17 protein-coding genes and 1 tRNA gene are annotated in these 16901 nt (G+C 70.6%); 4 read left to right on the top strand and 14 right to left on the bottom strand.

Features of this window, described 5'->3' with window-relative positions; translation table 11 throughout:
• Positions 1 to 46: 46 nt before the first annotated feature.
• From P0Y48_03395 to P0Y48_03370, 6 genes are all read right to left on the bottom strand, one after another.
• Complete coding sequence (locus P0Y48_03395) at positions 47 to 307, bottom strand: twin-arginine translocase TatA/TatE family subunit (protein ID WEK14271.1); 261 nt, start codon at positions 305 to 307, stop codon at positions 47 to 49.
• 71 nt (positions 308 to 378) lie between these two features.
• Positions 379 to 1338 carry a WYL domain-containing protein gene (locus tag P0Y48_03390; protein ID WEK14270.1) on the bottom strand — a complete coding sequence of 320 codons (960 nt, stop codon included), beginning with the start codon at positions 1336 to 1338 and terminating at the stop codon, positions 379 to 381.
• Positions 1335 to 2348 carry a WYL domain-containing protein gene (locus P0Y48_03385; GenBank protein WEK14269.1) on the bottom strand — a complete coding sequence of 338 codons (1014 nt, stop codon included), beginning with the start codon at positions 2346 to 2348 and terminating at the stop codon, positions 1335 to 1337. The genes P0Y48_03390 and P0Y48_03385 overlap by 4 nt, the downstream gene beginning before the upstream one ends.
• A 40-nt stretch (positions 2349 to 2388) precedes the next feature.
• Positions 2389 to 3345, bottom strand: a complete 957-nt coding sequence (locus P0Y48_03380; GenBank protein ID WEK14268.1) for an FKBP-type peptidyl-prolyl cis-trans isomerase — start codon at positions 3343 to 3345, stop codon at positions 2389 to 2391.
• A gap of 4 nt (positions 3346 to 3349) precedes the next feature.
• A complete protein-coding gene (locus tag P0Y48_03375; GenBank protein WEK14267.1) occupies positions 3350 to 4363 on the bottom strand; it encodes a tRNA (adenine-N1)-methyltransferase in 1014 nt (337 codons plus the stop codon).
• The gene (locus tag P0Y48_03370) at positions 4360 to 5040 is read right to left on the bottom strand and encodes an HAD family phosphatase (GenBank protein WEK14266.1); all 681 of its coding nucleotides are present in this window, start codon (positions 5038 to 5040) and stop codon (positions 4360 to 4362) included. The genes P0Y48_03375 and P0Y48_03370 overlap by 4 nt, the downstream gene beginning before the upstream one ends.
• 104 nt (positions 5041 to 5144) lie before the next feature.
• Between P0Y48_03370 and P0Y48_03365 the strand changes: the two genes are divergently transcribed.
• Complete coding sequence (locus P0Y48_03365; GenBank protein ID WEK14265.1) at positions 5145 to 6020, top strand: PAC2 family protein; 876 nt, start codon at positions 5145 to 5147, stop codon at positions 6018 to 6020.
• Positions 6021 to 6024: 4 nt separating this feature from the next.
• On the opposite strand, the gene P0Y48_03360 is transcribed toward P0Y48_03365, so the two are convergent.
• The 5 genes from P0Y48_03360 to P0Y48_03340 form a co-directional block, all read right to left on the bottom strand.
• Positions 6025 to 6861 (bottom strand): undecaprenyl-diphosphate phosphatase, encoded by an 837-nt coding sequence (locus P0Y48_03360; GenBank protein WEK14264.1) that lies wholly within the window; start codon positions 6859 to 6861, stop codon positions 6025 to 6027.
• Positions 6862 to 6870: 9 nt separating this feature from the next.
• Complete coding sequence (locus P0Y48_03355; GenBank protein WEK14263.1) at positions 6871 to 8169, bottom strand: M20/M25/M40 family metallo-hydrolase; 1299 nt, start codon at positions 8167 to 8169, stop codon at positions 6871 to 6873.
• Positions 8170 to 8264: 95 nt separating this feature from the next.
• Positions 8265 to 8349 (bottom strand) — tRNA-Leu (locus P0Y48_03350).
• A 68-nt stretch (positions 8350 to 8417) separates the two neighbouring features.
• Positions 8418 to 9509: a VIT1/CCC1 family protein gene (locus P0Y48_03345; protein ID WEK14262.1), complete on the bottom strand. Its 1092-nt coding sequence runs from the start codon at positions 9507 to 9509 to the stop codon at positions 8418 to 8420.
• Positions 9510 to 9613: 104 nt separating this feature from the next.
• Complete coding sequence (locus P0Y48_03340) at positions 9614 to 11443, bottom strand: DEAD/DEAH box helicase (GenBank protein ID WEK14261.1); 1830 nt, start codon at positions 11441 to 11443, stop codon at positions 9614 to 9616.
• 92 nt (positions 11444 to 11535) lie between these two features.
• Here P0Y48_03340 and P0Y48_03335 point away from each other — a divergent pair, with 92 nt between their 5' ends.
• Complete coding sequence (locus P0Y48_03335; protein ID WEK14260.1) at positions 11536 to 12408, top strand: SGNH/GDSL hydrolase family protein; 873 nt, start codon at positions 11536 to 11538, stop codon at positions 12406 to 12408.
• Here the strand turns inward: P0Y48_03335 and P0Y48_03330 are convergent.
• A complete protein-coding gene (locus tag P0Y48_03330; GenBank protein WEK14259.1) occupies positions 12405 to 13211 on the bottom strand; it encodes an RNA methyltransferase in 807 nt (268 codons plus the stop codon). The two genes, P0Y48_03335 and P0Y48_03330, sit on opposite strands and share 4 nt — an antisense overlap.
• A 93-nt stretch (positions 13212 to 13304) precedes the next feature.
• On the opposite strand from P0Y48_03330, the gene P0Y48_03325 reads away from it, so the two are divergent.
• Together P0Y48_03325 and P0Y48_03320 are read left to right on the top strand one after the other, a co-directional pair.
• Positions 13305 to 14156, top strand: a complete 852-nt coding sequence (locus tag P0Y48_03325) for an NAD-dependent deacetylase (GenBank protein ID WEK14258.1) — start codon at positions 13305 to 13307, stop codon at positions 14154 to 14156.
• A 58-nt stretch (positions 14157 to 14214) separates the two neighbouring features.
• Positions 14215 to 14820: a histidine phosphatase family protein gene (locus tag P0Y48_03320; GenBank protein WEK14257.1), complete on the top strand. Its 606-nt coding sequence runs from the start codon at positions 14215 to 14217 to the stop codon at positions 14818 to 14820.
• Here the strand turns inward: P0Y48_03320 and P0Y48_03315 are convergent.
• Complete coding sequence (locus tag P0Y48_03315; protein ID WEK14256.1) at positions 14799 to 15641, bottom strand: CoA ester lyase; 843 nt, start codon at positions 15639 to 15641, stop codon at positions 14799 to 14801. The two genes, P0Y48_03320 and P0Y48_03315, sit on opposite strands and share 22 nt — an antisense overlap.
• A 16-nt stretch (positions 15642 to 15657) precedes the next feature.
• A complete protein-coding gene (locus P0Y48_03310) occupies positions 15658 to 16800 on the bottom strand; it encodes an acyl-CoA dehydrogenase family protein (protein WEK14255.1) in 1143 nt (380 codons plus the stop codon).
• Positions 16801 to 16901: the final 101 nt, after the last annotated feature.

The following is a 16901-nucleotide window of genomic DNA, read 5'->3' as shown; positions in this document are numbered from 1 at the left end:
GCGAGTCTTCGGCGGTGTCCGCTCGCTGGACTGTGGCCACGCGAGGCTACGGCTTGGGTGTGTCGACGCCGCCCGCGCCCGCGGTCGGATCGGCCGGTGCCGATGCCGTCGGCTCGGCGACGGGTGCGTCGGCGGCCGCGGAGGCGACCGTCGCGTCGTCGGTCTTCATCGCCTTCATCTCACCGCGGAAGATCCGGGCGGACTGACCCATGCTCTTGGCCAGCGCGGGGAGCTTGGCGGCGCCGAACAGCAGCAGGATGACGATGAGCAGGATCCACAGGTGAGGACCGGCAAACAGGTTGGACATGGCATCCCCTCGTCAGAGCTTGTCCGCAAGTCTAACCCGCCGAGTGACGCGGAACGCTCTCCCGCTCCGGGTCAGCGGTACTGGGCCAGGCCCGCCTCCGCCCAGGCGGCGACGGCGTGGCGCGCCTCCCCCGGCGCACGCACCTCGACGTCGCCGCTGTGCCGGGCGGCCACCCGCTTCAGGCTCCGCTCATCTGCCACCCGTACCTGCGCGGTACGGAACTCGCCCTCGCCTGCGACGGTCGACAGATCGAGGAAGTCGGACAGGAGCGGGACGACCGCGGCACGCACCCGGAGGTCGACGACGGCATCCGAATCGCTCGGCGCGAACAGCCCCGGTACGGGGTCGCCGCCGTGGGTGATCGGGATGTCGGTGAGGCGGACGTCGGATACGCGGTCGAGGTGGAACGTGCGCACCGCCTGCCGGAGATGACACCAGCCCTGCAGGTACCACTGGCCCGAGGCGATGTGGACCTTGACCGGATCGACCGTCCGCGTCGTGATCGGCGCGTCGGGGGCCTGGTAGGTGAAGGAGACGGCCACGCCCTCACGCAGCGCCTCGGCCACGGCCACGCGCACGTCGTCGACGGCTTCCGGCGCGACGATCACCTCCGCGGGAACGGCGGACGCCCCGCGTGCGAGCTTGGCCAGCAGCCCCTGCACGAGACCGCTGTCGCCGACTCCCGGAAGCGTCGCAGCCAGCTGCAGGCCCGCCAGCAGCGCGGCGGCCTCGCGCGCCGTGAGACGCGGCGTGCGCTCCAGTCCGACCGTGTTCGTGATCGAGACGACGCCGTGCTCGTCCAACAGATCCCAGTCGATGTCGAAGAGGTCGTTCGCCATCTGCCAGAAGCCGCCGTCACCCGGCAGCCCGATCACCGTGAGCTTCTCGACCATCGAGCGCATCTGCGCCTCGGTCACGTCGAACTCGTCGGCCGCCTCGGCCAGCGATACCTCGCCCTTGCCGATGAGATACGGCACGAGTTGCAGGATGAGCGCCGCCCGGTCGGTCGCCAACAGGGGGCCCGCGGTCATGAAGCGTCTCCGTCTCGATGGGTCGCCACCGTGCGCTCCAAACGCACGATGACCTGCTCACGCAGCTCCGCAGGTTCCACGACCCGAACCTCCGGACCGTAGGAGGCCAGTTCGTCGGCGAACACGTGCACGTCGACGAAAGGCACGAGGATGCCCTGTCGGGGGGCGTCCTCGGAGCCGGCGACCGCACGGCGCTCCAGCCGCAGCGCAGCCTCCGTGCCGGGTGCGACCTCCACGAGCGCCCGCTGCCGAGCCGCCACCTCCTGGAGTCCCCGAAGCGCCTGCTCCCCCGCGCCCTCGCGCAGCGCGGGATCGAAACCGCGCTTGGTGACCTGGACGGCGGACGAGATGCGCGACAGAAGGAAGGTGCGCATGGCATCCTGGTCGCGATCGAAGCCGTACACGTGCCAACGCCCCTCGTACTCCAGCAGCGCCAGCGGGCGCACGCGACGACGCATCGCGGCGCCTCCGCCGGGCTTCAGATAGTCGAACTCCGCCTCGCGCGCCTGCTCGATGGCGCGCTGCAGCGGGGCGAACGCCGGCTCATGCAGGCTGATGCGCGGCGAGTACCCGATGATGGGCGCGTCAACCTCGTTGCCGAGAGCACGGATCTTGCGCAAGCCACTACGGGCTTGGGACGACATGGAGCTCTCGCTCCAGACGCCTCCGGCGAGATTCAGCACCGCCAGCTCGGCGGAGGTGAAGTCGATGTCCACCGGCAGCTCATACTCACTCGTCGGGATGCGGTAGCGCGCCTCGCGGAGGTCGTCGGGATCGGCGAAATCGCCGATCGTCTCGATCGGGACGCCGAGACCACGGAGGTTCTCCTTGTCGCGCTCGAACATCTTCTCGAGCGCGTCCTTGCCCGCTCCGGCCTCGCTCTGCTCCCGATACCCCGAGACGGAGGTGAGGATCGTGTCTTTCGTCAGCCCCTGTTCGGTCGCCAAGAGGGCGACGACGAGGTTGACCAGCCGCTCCTCGGGTGCGATGCGCGTCGATTCGGTGGCCACGCGACTCATCCTAGGACGGTCACCGGCACCTCCGGCGCGACTACTCCGTAGGCGCGGGGGCGGGCGCGTCGACGCCGAGGACGTCGATCACGAAGACGAGAGTGGCGTTGCCGGGGATGGACCCGGTGCCTTCCTCGCCGTATCCGAGGTCGGGCGGGATCACGACCAGCAGCTGCGAGCCCACCGTCGCACCCTCGAGCGCCTGGGCGAATCCCGGCACGACGCCGTCGAGGGTCACGGCCGCCGATGCGCCCTTGTCCCATGTCGAGTCGAACACGGTGCGCTCGGCCCACGTGACGCCCGTGTAGTGGATGCGGATGCTGTCGTCAGCGGTGACCGCGGGGCCTTCGCCGCGCTTGAGCACCTCGACGGCCAGTTCCGCCGGCGGAGCGGCGTCGGGCACGATGATGCCGGGGGCGCCGCTGGGGGCGAGCACGACCGACGGCATACCCGGTCGGTCGTTGTACTGCGGGATGCCGTTCGCTGCGGGCAGGTAGACCTTCTGCAGGTCGAGCACGACGGCGAGCGACTGACCTTCGGTGAGCCCCATGCTCGAGGCCGCCTCGGCCGAGACGGCGTCGAACGGGAGGGCCCCGACGATGCGCGACCCCTCGGTGGCGCACTGCATCATGTCTGCCAGGCCCGCATAGTGCTCGGCCCAGCCGGAGACCGGACGGACGTCGGTGCCCGACGAGATGAGCGTCTCACCCGACGCGCCGTTGGCGATCGCAACGGAGAAGACGACGTCCTGCGCGTCGGAGGTGACGGCGGGACCGTCGCCGACGGTCACGTCCTCGAAGGACGTCTCGTCGACGTAGACCGGGTCGGCCAACGTCACCGCGGGCGAGCCCTCTGCGCCGGAGGCGTCGATCAGCCCCAGAGCGGACGAACCGGCATCGGGGCGTTCGCACGCCGCGGGCGCCGATGACGAGCAGCCCACGAGGGCGAGGGCGGACAGGCCGATGACGGCGAGAGCAGCAGGGATCCGACGCAGCACCGGATCAGTCTACGGCGTCGGCGCCACCGGACTCGGACGCGCGGCGCGCTCCGTCGACCGCGCGCTGCGCCTCCCGCACGCGCTTGCGCAGGTTCTTGTCCGTGATCTGCCGGTCGCCGACAGCCCCCGGGGTCCAGATCTCGACGTCCTCGTCGGCGTACGACGGCTTCTTGAGCGCACGCTTGCGGACGTCCGGCGGAACGGCCCCCGGGGCCAGTCGTCGGGCGGTGAGGAGGAATCCCGTGTGCGCGACCATCCGGTGGTCCGGGCGCACGGCGAGTCCCTCGACGTGCCAGCCCCGCACCATGGTCTCCGTCGCCTCGGGATCGGTGAACAGCCCCGTCGCGCGGAGATACTCCGCGACGCGGCTCAGCTGGGTCGCGGTGGCGACGTAGCAGAGCACGACACCACCGGGGGTGAGCGCGTCGGCGACGACGTCGATGCACTCCCAGGGCGCCAGCATGTCGAGAACGACGCGATCGACGGATGCCGGGGCCACCGCCTGCGGCAGCTGCTCCACGAGGTCTCCGACGACGACCTGCCACGTGTCGGGGTAGTGACCCAGGAACGTCTCAACGTTGGCCTCGGCGACCTGGGAGAACTCCTCCCGTCGCTCGAACGACACCAGACGGCCCGCCGTACCGATCGCCCGCAGCAGCCACAGCGACAGCGCTCCGGAGCCCACCCCGGCCTCGACCACGCTCGCCCCGGGGAAGATGTCCGCCGCGGCGAGGATCTGGGCGGCATCCTTCGGGTACACGATCGCCGCGCCGCGCGGCATCGACATGACGAAGTCGCGCAGCAGGGGTCGCAGGGCGAGGTACTCGTGGCCGCCGCTGTTGGTGACGACAGAGCCGTCGGGTTGGTCGACGATGCTCGCGTGCTTCAGCACACCGTGATGAGTGTGGAGCTCGCCGCCGTCGCGGAGCGTGATCGTGTGAAGGCGACCTTTGGGTCCCGTCAGCTGGACGCGGTCGCCGTAGCGGAACGGGCCGCTCGGTCGCAGATCGGTGTTCACGCGGGGGTCTCCTGGCGGTGAGCGGCATGGAAGGCGGCAAGATCGGCGACGGTTCGTCCGTCGAGCGTGGGCCACAGCTCGTGTGCCCCCACTCCGACCAGCGAGACCACGTTCGGCACGCCGAGCGAGGCGATCCCGGCCGCGAGCGACGAACGCAGACCGTTCGGCGAATCCTCGATCGCCACGACGTCCTCGGGTCGCACTCCCAGCGCCTCGCACGCCTGCAGGTAGGGATCGGGGAACGGCTTGGGCCGGGCCACGTCGTCGCCGCCGATGACCAGATCGAACGCCTCGAACTCGATGAGATCGACGATCTCGGTGGCCATCCGCCGCATCGACATCGTGACGAGCGCCGTCGGGATGCCGGCGTCCCGCAGACCGAGGAGGAGCTCCTTGGCACCCGGCCGGAACGGCACACCCTCGGAACGCAACTGCCGCATGACCTCGGTGGTGAGGACGTCGATGATCTCGTGGACAGGCATCCGCACGCCGGCATCCTGCAGAATGCGTGCGGCATCCTCCAGCCCCATGCCGACCATCTGCAGCGCCTGCTCGTGCGTCCACGTGCCCCCGAAGCGTTCGACGAGGGGCGCCTCCGCAGCGATCCAGTAGGGCTCGGTATCGACGAGGGTGCCGTCCATGTCCCAGAGGACCGCGGCGGGGAGAGCGGGAGTCACGTCTCCATCGTAACGAGCGCAGGGCGTCATCCCCGCGGGCCGACGCCCCGGTCAGGGCGGGCGGGCGTATCGTGGGGGAACGCCGCACGGACGGAAGGAGCGGGGTGGACGGTCTGGGTCAACGGGTACTCGTCATCGCCTTCGACGGGTGGAACGATGCCGGAGAAGCCGCCTCGGCGGCGGCCGCTCACCTGCGCACGACGCGCGACTACGAGCAGGTGTACGCCGTCGATCCCGAGTTGTACTTCGACTATCAGTACACGCGCCCGCACGTCCGTCTCACGGCCGAAGGTGCACGCGAGCTGGTCTGGCCGGACGCGACCCTCTGGCGACCGCCCCATCTCCCCGGGAGCGATCCCGAAGCCCCGAGGCTCTGGCTGCTGACCGGCGTCGAGCCCGCGCGGGCGTGGCAGGCGTTCGCGGCGGAACTCGTCGACGCGGCGCTCAGCGAGGACATCACCGGCATCGTCGCACTGGGGTCGATGATGTCGGACGTGCCGCACACCCGCCCGATCTCCATCTTCGCCGGCAGCGACAACGACGCCCTGCGCACGACGCTGTCGCTGGAGCGCCCCACCTACGAGGGCCCCGTCGGCATCCTGAGCGTGCTGGGAGCCGTCGCCGAGGAGGCGGGTATCCCCACCGTGGCCCTGTGGGCGAGCGTTCCCCACTACGTCGCGGGGCACACGCCCTCCCCCAAGGCGACCCTGGCGCTCCTCGACCGGCTGTCCGACATGACGGGCGCCGACGTGGAGCGCGGTCAGCTTCCGGCGGAAGCGCTCGCGTGGGAGGCCTCGATCGACGCGGCCGCCGCGGACGACGAGGAGATGACGGAGTACATCCATCAGCTCGAGGCGACGCGCGACACGTGGGACTCCCCCGAGGCCTCCGGCGACGCGATCGCACAGGAGTTCGAGAAGTACCTCCGTCGCGGCGGCGAGGGCCCGCAGAAGCCCGGCCGCGACGACCCTCGCCGCTGAGAGCTCAGTAGGCCTGCATCACGCCCGTCGCGAGCAGGATGATCAGCACGGTGCCCAGCGCAAGTCGGTACAGCACGAACGGGAGGAAGCTCCCCCGGCTGAGGTAGCGCATGAGGAAGGCGATCACGGCGAGGCCCACTCCGAAGGCGATGACGGTCGCGACGGCGGTCTCGACCATCGTGAAGACCTGCGCTCCGGGCTCGCGGATCGCGTGGTACAGCTCATAGAGCCCGCTGCCGAACACCGCCGGGACGGCGAGGAGGAACGCCACCTCGGCGGCGGCCGGTCGCGTGTACCCGAGGGCGAGACCCATCGTCGTGGTCGCGCCGGAGCGCGAGACACCGGGAACCAGCGCCAGCGCCTGCGCGACACCGAGGGCCAGACCGTGAGGATAGGTGAGGTCCTTCTCGGTGCGCACGCGCTTGCCGAGCGCGTCGGCCGCGCCCAGCAGCAGACCGAACACGATGAGCACGATGGCGACGAGCCACAGGTTGCGGAACGTGTCGCGGATCACGTCCTGGAACAGGAATCCCAGGATGCCGATCGGCAACGTCCCGAGGATCACGATCCACCCCATCCGCGCGTCAGGGTCGTTGCGCGGCACACGCCCCGTGAGCGAGCGGAACCACTGCGCGATGATCCGGACGATGCGGTGCCAGAAGTAGACGAGCACCGCGAGCTCGGTGCCGATCTGGGTGATCGCCGTGAAGGTCGCGCCCGGGTCCTGAGCCGCGGGCAGGATCTCGCCGACGATGCGCAGGTGAGCGCTCGAGGAGATCGGCAGGAATTCGGTGAGCCCCTGCACGATGCCGAGGATGATCGCGTCGAAGAACGAACCCATGAGGGCCTCTCAGTAGCTGCGGAGAAGGTCGGTGAGCACGCGCTGCCCGAAGGTGAGCGCGTCGAGCGGCACGCGCTCGTCCACCCCGTGGAACATACCGGTGAAGTCGAGTTCGCGCGGCAGGCGCAACGGGGCGAAGCCGTACCCGGCGATGCCGAGCTCCGCGAGCGCCTTGTTGTCGGTGCCGCCACCCATGAGGTACGGGATCACCGGCACGCCGGGATCGTGGCGGTCCAGGGCGCCGACCATCGCCTCGACCAGCGGGCCCGAGAACGGCACCTCCAGCCCGATGTCGCGATGGGAGATCTCCACGACGATGTCGTCGCCGACGATGCGCTGGATCTCTGCGAGCACCTCGTCCTCGCGCCCCGGAAGCGTGCGCACGTCGATCGTGGCGACCGCGGCGTCGGGGATGACGTTGTGCTTGTAGCCGGCGGTGAGGCCCGTCGGATTGGTCGTCGTGCGCAGCGTCGACCGGAGGAACCCGGATGCCGGGCCGGTGCTGTCGGCGACGGCATCCGGATCGCTCGGGTCGCCTCCGCAGAGATCGGCCAGGCCTGCCACCGTCTGACGCGTCGTGTCGGTGAGCGCAAGGGGCCAGGCGGTGCGCCCGAGTGCGGCGACGGCCTCGGCCAGCCGGGTGACCGCGTTGTCGGTGTGGAACCGGCTGCCGTGGCCGGCGACCCCGCGGGCGCGCAGGCGCAGCCACACGAGAGCCTTCTCGCCGACTTGGAGCAGGTAGGCCTGCCGGTCGCCGACGGGAATCGAGTAGCCGCCGACCTCGCTGATCGCCTCGGTGGCTCCGGCGAACCATTCCGGTCGCTCGCGGACGACGAGCTGCGAGCCCTCGACGCCGCCGTTCTCCTCATCGGCGAAGAACGTCACGACGAGATCCCGTTCCGGCTGCTCACCTGCTCGGAGGATGGTGCCGAGGGATGCCAGGATCATGGCGTCCATGTCCTTCATGTCGACGGCGCCGCGGCCCCACAGCATGCCGTCGCGGATCTCGCCGCCGAACGGGTCGACGCTCCAGTCCTCTGCGACGGCGGGCACGACATCGAGGTGACCGTGCAGGACGAGGGCGGGCTTGGTGCGATCACGACCGGGGACGCGCACCGACAGGTTCGTGCGGCGCGGCACGGGCTCGAAGTACTCCGGCTCGAGGCCGAGGCCTTCGAGGTAGGCGCCGACGTACTCGGCGGCCTCGCGCTCCCCCGCAGAACGACCCTCTCCCCAATTGGTGGTGTCGATCCGGATGAGGTCTCGCGCGATGCGGACGACCTCGGGCAGTTGCACGGGCTCGGGCATGCGCTCCACGCTACCGGAGACGGCGCCGTCCACCCGTCGGCGAGGGAGCATCCGGGAATGCGAAAAGGGCCCCTATCGGGACCCTTTTCGTTCTGTGCGCGAGGGGGGACTTGAACCCCCACGCCCTATACGGGCACTAGCACCTCAAGCTAGCGCGTCTACCTATTCCGCCACCCGCGCATGGGTGTGTGGTTGTCGCCAACCGAGGATCGAGCCTAGCACGTTCCGGAGACCCCGACGAACCGGAGTCAGCCGACCGAGACCCCGAAGACGAGACCGAGGATGTAGGTGATCGCGGCGGCGCCGAACCCGATCGCCAGCTGGCGCAGCCCCCGGCGCAGGGGCGGTGCACCCGAGAGCAGCCCGACGGTCGCGCCGGTCGCGAGGAGCGCGATGCCGACGAGTGCGAGCGCCAGCACGATCGCGGCGACGCCCGAGAGACCGAAGAGCCATGGCAGCACCGGGATAATGGCGCCCGACGCGAAGAAGAGGAAGCTCGACCCGGCGGCGCCCAGCGCGCTGCCGACGACCTCGTGGTCGGTGCTGCGTTCATGCGTCCGCACGACGCCCGCCTCTTCCCCCTGCGCGCGGGCCACGATCTCTCGGGCGTGCGCGAGCGCCTCGTCCTCGGTCATGCCCCGCGTGCGGTACACGAGCGCGAGTTCGTTCGCGTCGATGTCGAGCTCCGCCAGCACGTCGTCGGCGTGGTCGTTCGGCTCGGTGGCCTCGAGCAGCTCGCGTTGCGACCGTACCGAGACGTACTCCCCCGCCCCCATCGAGAGGGCGCCCGCGAGCAGGCCGGCGATCCCGCTGAAGAGCACGAACTGCGCGCCCACCCCCGTCGCGCCGATGCCCATCACGAGGGCGAGGTTCGAGACGAGACCGTCGTTGGCGCCGAAGACGGCCGCACGGAACGTGCCCGACAGGCGTCGCCGGCCGCGCGCCGCGAGCCCGCGGACGACTTCGCCGTGGATCTTCTCGTCGGCGGCCATCCGCGAGGTCGCGAAGGGCTCGGAGTCGTACGGCGAGCGCGACTCGGCGTTCTGGGCGAGGGCGAGCACGAAGATCGAGCCGAACCGCCGCGCCATCCACCCCAGCAGACGCGAACCGACACTCGGCGCCGGCAGTCGCTGCGGCTCTCCTCCGAGGAGTTCCAGCCAATGCGCCTCGTGGCGGCCCTCGGCATCCGCGAGCGCCAGCAGGATCTCGCGTTCTTCACCCTCGCGCCGGTCGGCGAGCTCGCGGTAGACGCGCGCCTCGCTCCGTTCGTCGACGAGATACTGCGCCCAGCGGCGGTGGTCGCGGGGCGTGGCGGACGCAGGGGAACCGGGGGAATTCACCCCCTTACGCTAGAGCGGCCTCACGGCCCAACCGTCGCCGAGCGCGACATTGCCAGCATTTCGGGGTTCCGAAGCGGTTCACCGCCGCCAGCGGACAGGGGCGGTCAAGCCCGCACGCGAGCGCGGAGGAGCTCGATGCGCGCCTGCAGCTGGGCGACGGTGGCACGCGAGACCTCCGGTCCGCCGCACACTCGACGCAGCTCCGCGTGCACCGACCCATGCGGCTCGCCGCTCTGACGTGCGTACAAACCGACGAGGCTGTTGAGGAGCTGCCGCTGCTCGCGCAGAGTGCGGTGGAGCGGCGCGGGGAGTCCGTCACCGGCATCCGGGGCACTCCCCGCCTCGGACGTCGACGACTCGCGCAACCGACGGTGGCGGGACTGACGCGCTTGCCGCTGCATCAGGAGCTCGTGGACGTGCTCGGGCTCGAGCAGGCCGGGAAGGCCGAGGAACTCCTCCTCCTCGGGCGTCCCGGGCACAGCCAGCTGCCCGAACTCCTTCCCGTCGAAGAGCACGCGGTCGAAGTGGGCGACCGAACCGAGCGCCTGGTAGCTGAACTCCTCGGTGAGCGCGTCGGAGGCCGAATCCTCGCGCTCTGCGGAGTCCAACAGGTCGTCGTCGAGCCCATCGCCGTCGCCGTCGGTCTCGCGATCGAGCGCGTGATCGCGTTCACGTTCGAGCTCCCCCGCCAGGTTCAGCAGCTGCGGAACGTTCGGCAGGAAGACGGATGCCGTCTCGCCGCGACGCCGCGCGCGAACGAATCGACCGATGGCCTGCGCGAAGAACAGGGGCGTCGAGGCGCTCGTGGCGTACACACCCACCGCCAGCCGAGGCACGTCGACCCCTTCGGACACCATGCGCACCGCGACCATCCAGCGCGACGTCGACTGGGCGAAGGTCTCGATCCGCCGCGACGCGGCCTTGTCGTCGGAGAGGACGACGGTCGGCTGCTCGCCCGTGATGTCGCGGAGGATCGCCGCGTAGGCGCGTGCGGCCGTCTGGTCGGTCGCGATCACGAGGCCGCCGGCATCCGGCACGTCCTGTCGCACCTCGCTCAAGCGCCGGTCGGCGGATTGGAGGACGGCCGGTATCCAGTCCCCCTCGGGATCGAGGGCGGTGCGCCACGCCTGTGCCGTGATGTCCTTCGTGTTGTCCTGCCCGAGATGGGCTTCCAGCTCGTCTCCCGCGCGCGTGCGCCACCGCATCTTGCCCGCGTAGACGAGGAAGAGCACCGGACGCACGACGCCGTCGGCGAGCGCCCGCCCGTAGCCGTAGTTGTAGTCGGTACGGGAGAGGCGGATGCCCTTCGCGTTCGGGTGGTACTCGACGAACGGAATGGGGGCGGTATCGCTGCGGAACGGCGTTCCCGACAGGAGCAGGCGACGAGTCGCCCGGCCGTAGGCCTCGCGCAGCGCCTCCCCCCAGCTGAGCGCATCGCCGCCGTGGTGCACCTCGTCGAGGATGACGAGTGTGCGGGCGTCCATCACGAGTCGCTGATGCACCGACGCCTTCACCGCGACCTGCGCATACGTCACCGCCACCCCGTGATAGTGCCGGGCGGGCGCGTGGTGGCGATTGCTGAAGCGCGGGTCGAGGCGGATGGAGACGCGGGCGGCGGCGTCGGCCCACTGTGTCTTCAGATGCTCGGTGGGAGCGACCACGACGATGCTATCGACCACGCCACGGCGCAGGAGCTCGGAGGCGAGCCGCAGTGCGAACGTGGTCTTGCCGGCACCGGGTGTCGCCGCGGCGAGGAAGTCGCGCGGTCCGTTGCCGACCCCGTCGGGACCGTCGGCCGCGAAGTACGCCTCGAGGGCCTCAGCCTGCCAGGCGCGGAGATTCTGGGCGGTCCCCCACGGTGCGCGCTGGGGGAACGCGGGCGACAGATGCTCGGCGGCGAAGCTGCCGAAATGCGTCTGCTCGTCCCCTGTCACGAGTGACCACCCTAGACGCTCGCGGGCGGGAGTAGCCTCGAAACGACCCCCCTGACCCCCGGACCGGGGCCTGTCTGTGTCGAGGAAGAAGCATGCGCCGAAACGAACCACCGAACGACGACCACCGCACACCGTCCGCGCCGATCGAGGTCGCCCATCCCTGGCAGCGCATGGTGGCGATCGGCGACTCCTTCACGGAGGGCATCGGCGACCCCATCCCCGGCTCCCCCGGTGAGCACCGCGGCTGGGCCGACCGGGTCGCCGAGGTCCTCGGAGCGCAGGTGGACGACTTCGCGTACGCGAACCTCGCCGTTCGCGGCAAGCTGATCGGGCAGATCGTGGCCGATCAGGTGGAACCGGCGCTGGCTCTCAACCCCGACCTGGTGACCTTCTCCGCCGGGGGGAACGACGTGATCCGTCCGGGCGGCGACCCCGACGCCGTGGCGGCACAGTTCGAGGATGCCGTCGTCCGGCTGTCGTCCCGGGGCGCGACGGTCGTGGTCTTCACGGGCATCGACACCGACTTCACCCCCGTGTTCCGCGGCATCCGTGGGCGTGTCGCGATCTACAACGAGAACATCCGCGCGATCGCCGATCGTCACGACTGCATCGTGGCCGATCAGTGGGCACTCAAGGAGGTGCAGGACATGCGCTTCTTCGACGACGATCGCCTGCACTACAACTCCCTCGGCCACCACGAGGTCGCGCGGATGGTGCTGCGGGCGCTCAACGTCCCCAACGATCTGCGTCCCATGCAGCCCGATCCTCTCCCGTCCCTGACGTGGCGCGAAGCGCGGGGGAACGACATCGTCTGGGCGCGTCAGTACCTCGTGCCGTGGGTGCTGAGACGCCTCCGCCAGCAGTCCTCCGGCGACGAGATCGTCGCCAAGCGCCCCGACGCCCTGCCGATCGTCACCCTCGCCCCGGGCGCCGACTTCGACGCTCCGCGCGGTCACTCGGTCTAGCGGAGCGCCCACAACGCGACGGCCGCCGCCGCCGCGACATTGAGCGAGTCCACCCCGCCGGCCATCGGGATGGTCACGACGGTGTCGGCCGCCGCGAGCGCGCGCCTCGACAGCCCGTCGCCCTCGGCACCGAGCAGCAGCGCCACTCGCTCGGGTCGCGCGGCCGCGAACGCGTCCAACGGCACGGCGCCGTCGGCGAGGGCGAGCGCCGCCACGTGGAGGCCTGCATCGCGCAGCACCGCTCCGGCATCCGGCCACTCCGGCAGCCGCGCCCACGGCACCTGGAAGACGGTGCCCATGCTGACGCGCACGCTGCGGCGGTAGAGCGGGTCGGCGCAGCGGGGGCTCACGAGCACCGCATCGGCGCCGAGGCCCGCCGCCGCGCGGAAGGCCGCTCCGACGTTGGTGTGGTCGACGATGTCTTCGAGCACGAGCACGGTGCGCGCCGAGGCGATCACGTCGGCCACCGACGGAAGAGCGGGTCGGTGCATCGCCGCCAGTGCGCCCCGGTGCACGGCATAACCGGTCACGGCCTCCGCCACGTCGGCGGGGACGACGAAGATCGGCACGTCGACCGCATCCGCCTCTTCGAGGAGCGCCGTCACTTCGTCGAGCCATTTCTCCTGCACCAGCACGGAGCGCGGCCGGTGGCCGGCGCTCAGCGCCCGACGGAGCACCTTCGCGGACTCGGCGATGTACAGGCCGCCCTCCGGCTCCCGCACGCGTCGCAGCGCGACGTCGGTGAGGTCACGGTAGTCGGCGAGCCGAGGGTCATCGGCGGCGTCGATCCGGGAGATGTCCATGGCATCCACTGTGGCACGGGCCGCCGCCGTAACATCCCCGAAAACGGGCAGGCGTAGTGTCGGACGCGACGCGAACGCGAAGGGGGTGGGACGATGACGAGCGTGCTGGACCTCGATCATGCAGCGACCGCCGCCGTCGGCCGTGCCGTCGATGTGCTCGCCGGCCGCCGCGTTGCCGTGCTCACCGGCGCCGGCGTCTCGACCGACTCCGGCATCCCCGACTATCGAGGCAAGGGCGCGCCCGTCCGCACGCCCATGACGGCGCAGGAGTTCCTCTCCAGCGAAGCGGCCCGGCGACGCTACTGGGTCGGCAGTCACCTCGGATGGAACGCGTTCGCAGCCTCCTCACCCAACGGCGGCCACGAAGCCCTCGCCGCGCTCGAGCACGTCGGGATCGCGACGGGCATCATCACCCAGAACGTCGACGGACTCCACGTGCGTGCGGGCAGTCGCCGCGTGGTCGAGCTCCACGGCACGATGCGGCGCGTGTTCTGCACCCACTGTGGCCAGGTGTTCGACCGCCGCGACCTGGCGGTGCGGGTGGAAGCCGAGAACCCCTGGATCACGGTGCCGGAGAACGTGCGTCTCGGTCCCGACGGGGACGTGCTGCCCGAGTCCAGCGACGGCTTCGTCGTCCCGGCGTGCAGCGTGTGCAAGGGCATGTTGAAGCCCGACGTCGTCTTCTTCGGCGAGTTCGTGCCCGTGGAGAAGTTCCAAGAGGCCGAGCAGCTCGTCCGTTCGAGCGATGCGCTCCTGGTGGCGGGGTCATCACTCGTGGTGAACTCCGGGGTGCGGCTGGTCGAACGCGCTCGCCGCCGCAAGCTGCCGGTGGTGATCGTCAACCGCGGCGAGACCCGCGCGGATGCCAAGGCCACCGTCAAGATCGATGCGGGCACGACCGAGGTGCTCCGTGCGTTGACCTCGGCCCTCGCGGCGCTGCACTGACGCCCCATGCTGTCGGGCGGCGGTCGGGCGGTGGGTCGTACGCGGTTAGGCTCGAAGTGTGACGACCCTGACGCTCGTCCGCCACGGCGAGACGGACTGGAACCTGCAGCGACGAATCCAGGGATCCACTGACATCCCGCTCAACGACACCGGGCGGCGGCAGGCCCGCGACGCGGCGGAGGCGCTGCGGGCGCGGCTGGCCGGAGACGGACCGCTCGTGGTCGCCGCCAGTGACCTCTCCCGAGCGCGGGAGACGGCCGGCATCATCGCCGCCACTCTCGGTGCGACCGAGCCGCGCACCTACCCGGAGCTGCGGGAGCGCAATTACGGGGATGCCGAGGGCGTCGACATCGGCGAGTTCCGCGAGCGCTGGGGCGACTGGGATCACGCCGTCGTTCCCCGCGCGGAGGCGTGGGCGGATGTCCGCGTACGGGCGCTGTCGGGGCTGCGCGCCGCGATCCGCGATGCCCGCCGGACATCGTTTCCCATCGCACCGTCGCTCATCGTCGTCTCGCACGGCGCGCTCATCCGCGAGGTCATCCGCCACGCGTCCGGCGGCGACTTCCCGCTGGCGGGCGAGCGGCTGGCCAACGGCTCGGCGCACACGTTCCTCATGGAACGCGACCGGTTGAGCCTCCTGGACTACTCCGGCATCTCCGTCTGAGTCGCGCGCGCCACGATGGTGCGGGCATGGCGGAGCACGGGTTCGTCGACCATTCGCCCCTCGAAGCGGAACACGCCCGGTTGGTCGGCCGCCGCCGCGAGCAGGCGGCGGGCACGGGCGAGGTCGTCGGCATGCGGCCGGTACGCCGCGCGCACGACCGCGACCTGCGACGGGTGGATGCAGGCGGTGCCCGTGAAGCCGCTCGCCGCGGCATCCTCCGCTTCCCGTCGTTGACCGCGCTCGTCGGCGATGTCCAGGTGCACGGCGTCGTAGGCCGCCTTTCCCCGCGCCCCCGCGGCCAGGAGCACACGAGAGCGGGCGTAGCGTGCGATGTCGCGGTAGCCGCCCTTCTTCTTGCGGCTCGAGGTTCCGCCCAGCGAGGCGATGAGGTCTTCCGCGCCCCACATGAGTCCGACGACCGCGTCGAGCGCGGCCATCGCCTCGGCCTCCGCCACCCCCGCGGCCGTCTCGCACAGCGCGATCAGCCGGTAGCGGGGATCGATCTCGCCGAGGCGCCGGGACGATTCCGCCTTGGCGACCATGATCGTCCGGTAGTCCGTCTGGGAGAGGGTGGCGAGGTCGGCGAGGAAGTCGGCGCTGTCCGTCGGGTTGACGCGCACGATCACCCGGTCGGGGTCTATCGGCACGTCGATGAGGTGCCCGCGCGCAGCGGCTTTCGCGCCGGGCCCGACGGCATCCTCCAGGTCGAGGATCACGGCGTCGGCGCGCGCGAGCGCCTTCTCGAAGCGTTCGGGACGGTCGGCGGGACAGAACAGCAGAGCCGGACCGAGCGGGGCCGGGGATGCCACGGGGTGCGTCACGATGTCACGCTACCGGTCACGCGATGCCGAGAGCGCGGGCGATCACCAGCAGCTGCACCTCGCTCGTCCCCTCACCGATCTCGAGGATCTTCGAGTCGCGGTAGTGGCGGGCGACCGGGTACTCGTTCATGAACCCGTTGCCCCCGAAGATCTGGGTCGCATCGCGCGCGTTGTCCATCGCGGCGTCGCTCGCCGTGAGCTTCGCGATGGCTGCTTCGGTCTTGAAGGGCCGTCCGGCATCCCGCAAGCGGGCCGCGTGCTGCCACGCCAGCCGCGCGACGTGCACGCGCTGCTGCATGCGGGCGATCGTGAACTGAACGCTCTGTCGAGTCGAGAGCGCTTCACCGAAGACGGTGCGCTGGCGGGCGTAATCGACGGCCGCCTCGAGGCATCCCTCCGCTGCTCCCGTCGAGAGCGCGGCGATCGCGATGCGGCCCTCGTCGAGGATGTGCAGGAAGTTCGCGAAACCTCGCCCCTCCTCCCCCAGCAGATTCTCGGCAGGCACGCGCGCACCGGCGAAGGAGAGCGGGTGCGTGTCGGAGGCGTGCCACCCGACCTTGTCGTAGGCGGGTCCGACCTCGAAGCCGGGCGTCCCCGAGGGCACGATGATCGTCGAGATGCGTTTGCGCCCCTCGTGCTCTCCCGTCACGGCGGTGACGGTGACGAAGCGGGTGATCGCCGTTCCCGAGTTGGTGATGAACTGCTTGGCCCCGTCGATGACCCATTCCTCGCCGTCGCGACGTGCGGTCGTGCGGGTGGCCCCCGCGTCGGAGCCCGCCTCCGGTTCGGTCAGACCGAATCCCGCGAGCGCCTCGCCCGCGAGGAGCGCCGGCAGCAGCTCGCGCTTCTGCTCCTCGGTGCCGAAGCGGAAGACGGGCATCGCCCCGAGGCTGACGGCCGCTTCGAGGGTGATCGCGATCGACTGGTCGACACGGGCCAGGGCTTCGATCGCGAGGCAGAGCGCCATGTAGTCGCCGCCCTGCCCGCCGTACTCCTCGGGGAACGGGAGCCCGAACAGCCCCATCTCCCCCATAGCGGCGACCACGTCCAGCGGCAGCGTCTTCGTGCGATCGGCTTCGTAGGAGCGCGGCGCGACGACCTCGTCGGCGAACTGCCGGACGAGGTGTGCGAGTTCGCGCTCCTCTTCGGTGAGTGTCATGTCATCTCCATCGACGTCACGATCCCGTCACAGCCGTTGTCGCTCGAAGACCCGACCGGTTAGGTTTCACTAACTGATTCTCTGTAGGTTAGCGAGGATTA

It is taken from the genome of Candidatus Microbacterium phytovorans (genome assembly GCA_029202445.1).
Classification (GTDB): Bacteria; Actinomycetota; Actinomycetes; order Actinomycetales; family Microbacteriaceae; genus Microbacterium; species Microbacterium phytovorans.
This window is presented reverse-complemented; position numbering and strand designations above follow the sequence as displayed.